Source organism: Kaistella sp., from assembly GCF_032060305.1.
Taxonomy (GTDB): domain Bacteria; phylum Bacteroidota; class Bacteroidia; order Flavobacteriales; family Weeksellaceae; genus Kaistella; species Kaistella yananensis.
Genome location: NZ_DAMBHK010000023.1, coordinates 25,194 through 27,973 on the forward strand (window position 1 = coordinate 25,194; position 2,780 = coordinate 27,973).

Here is a 2,780-nt window from a genome sequence, read left to right on the forward strand (position 1 = left end):
TCCAGGTCGTCTTTCATCATCACCACGAGTTTCTGGATTTCTGCGTGGTTGGCTTTTGAGCCTAACGTATTGATTTCGCGGCCGATTTCCTGGGAGATGAAGCCGAGTTTCTTTCCGTTGAACTCTTCGTTTTTCATCACCTCGTTATAATATTTCAGGTGTTGGGCAAGGCGGACCTTTTCTTCAGAAATGTCGAGTTTTTCAGTGAAATAAGCCATTTCCTGATAAAATCTTGTTTCATCAATATTGTCGAATTCATTCAGGGTGCTCCGGTATTTTTCTTTGATGGTTTCCAGGCGGATGCTTTCGTAAGGCGTCACCTGCGATAGGTAATTTTCAATATTGTGGATGTTGCGTTTCAGCTCTTCGTGGAGGTTATTGCCCTCGGTTTTGCGGAAACTGTCGAATTTTGCCAGGGCTTCTTTCATGAGGCCGCTCAGGAAGATCCATTCATTTTCATTCAGTTCGTCGGGGCGGGTAGAGATGGCATCGGGCATTCTGATGGCCATTTTCAGGTATTCGAAATCGGGTCCGTCGGCGGCAATTTTCTTCAGATCATCCATGTAGGCTTTCACCAGCTCATGGTTTACGCTCACATCACCGGAATCGTCCAGCGCTTCCAGATTGATGTAGCAGTCTACCTTACCGCGCAGGATATTGTCGTTGAGGACTTTTCGCAGTTCGAATTCTTTTTCTTTATACCGCAGGGGCATCTTTATATTCAGGTCGAATGATTTGCTGTTGAGCGACTTGATATCGACAGTAATTTTTTTTCCTTCGAACACTCCTTCGCTTCTTCCGAAGCCGGTCATGGATAAAATCATGGATTTGCTTTAGTCTGCAAAGATAAATATTTCAAAACTTTTGAACATTAAAAAACCGGAGCAATAAGTTTCTCTCATTTACGAAAAAGATTATTTTATATATTTGCAACTATATTTAAAGATTTAGAAATATGCTTAAATCGCTTTTCCACTGGAAAGTCCTGGTTAATATCATTTTGGCAGCTGTGGTTTTCACAGGATTGGTTTGGTTAACATTCCGGTGGCTGGAGCTTCATACGAATCACGGCAAGGAGATCGCAGTACCCAATGTGATGAACAGATCCGTACATGATGCCATAAAAATCCTCGATGATTCCGGACTGGATTATGAGGTTGACAGTTTCAAATACGATCCCAAATACCGCCCTTTTCAGGTTTTACAGATTTATCCGTCACCGGGTTCCCGTGTGAAAGACGGCAGGACTATTATCCTTAAAGTAAACCCCAGAACCTACGCACAGGTCTCGGTTCCTGATGTTCTGGACCGGTACAAAGGTTTGGCCTTCCGGCAGCTGGAACAGGTAGGGCTGAAGGTTGGCGATACCATTTACGAGCCCAGTATTCAGCGTGACGCCGTGCTCAGGATGCTGTATAATGGAACAGTGCTGAAGCCGGAAACGCTGCTGCCACGTTTTTCAACCATTGATCTGGTCATTGGCGCAGGCCCCAAAAGAAATATTACTGTTCCCAATCTGGTGGGATTAACCGTACAGGAAGCCAAAGCCATCATCAAACAGAATCTTTTCGAAGTAGGTCTTGTGGAAAGTGAAGACGGCAAGCAGGACGAATCGGATATTGTGTATTATCAGGATCCGGCACCGTTTGATGTCCGCGATCAGGGAATGCAGATTGATATCTGGTCGAGTAAAAAGACTCCTGCGGAAATGGGCAGAAAAATAAGCGAGCTCAACGCGATTTACAGAATTAAACTTCAGGATGTAGCGCCGCTTCCGGAATTTGTGGATCCACCGGTTTACCGGGAACCTGCACCGAGAACCGTAGAGCCGCGACCGAAAACCCCGACGCGTGAAACGCAAAAAGCCGAAACCCCAAAGGCGGAGACCCCTAAATCGGAGACGCCCAAATCCGGGGCCGACAGCAAACCGAAAACTACGGCACCTGCAACCCCCGCAAAACCTGCAGAAAAGCCGAAAGCTAAAAAAGTAATAGTAGAATAATACTTATTTAATAATCACCTAAAGCTTCAGCGGAAAGTTGAAGCTTTTTTTAATCTATGTCCGACGAAACCGACGAATTTTTAGAAGAAGACTTACCCGGCCGCGAATCCGGAGAAGCTGATGATGCCGAATCGGCAGGACTCTACGAGCACCTCAACATTAAAGTTGACCGAAACCAGGAGCCGCTGCGCATCGACAAGTTTCTGTTCATCTTCCGGCAGAACTCTTCCCGGAACAAGATTTCGCAAACCTGCCGCGCAGGCAATGTGGTGGTGAACGGAAAACCTGTAAAGCAGAACTACCGAGTAAAACCCGGCGACGAAATATCCGTGCTGCTGGCCCATCCGCCGCGCGAAAATATCATTATCCCTCAGGATATCCCTATCAACATCGTGTATGAAGATGATGATCTGGTGGTGGTAGACAAGGATCCCGGCATGGTGGTGCATCCGGGTCACGGCAATTATACCGGAACGCTGGTGAACGCCCTGGCCTATCATTTCGAAAAAAAAGGTGAGAAATCTGATCTCGACAGGGTAGGACTCGTGCACAGAATCGACAAAGATACTTCCGGACTTTTGGTCATTGCCAAAAATGAATATGCGCTGAGTTTCCTGGCCAAACAGTTTTTCGACCGAACCACAAAAAGACTCTACTGGGCTTTCGTGTGGGGAAATATGCCCGACGATGAAGGAACGATTACAGGAAACATCGGAAGACACCTGAAAAACCGGATGCAGATGGCGGTTTTCCCGGACGGAAGTTTCGGTAAACATGC

At 46.5% G+C, this 2,780-nt stretch carries 3 protein-coding genes; 2 read left to right on the top strand and 1 reads right to left on the bottom strand.

All coding sequences use genetic code 11. The features are described 5' to 3' along the window. A partial coding sequence (locus V5N63_RS05050; RefSeq protein WP_332033069.1) for a YicC family protein occupies positions 1–824 on the bottom strand: 824 nt, incomplete at its 3' end. Positions 825–955: 131 nt separating this feature from the next. On the opposite strand from V5N63_RS05050, the gene V5N63_RS05055 reads away from it, so the two are divergent. After that, positions 956–2,002 (top strand): PASTA domain-containing protein, encoded by a 1,047-nt coding sequence (locus tag V5N63_RS05055; RefSeq protein ID WP_332033070.1) that lies wholly within the window; start codon positions 956–958, stop codon positions 2,000–2,002. Between the two features lie 56 nt (positions 2,003–2,058). Continuing rightward, a partial coding sequence (locus tag V5N63_RS05060) for an RluA family pseudouridine synthase (protein WP_332033071.1) occupies positions 2,059–2,780 on the top strand: 722 nt, incomplete at its 3' end.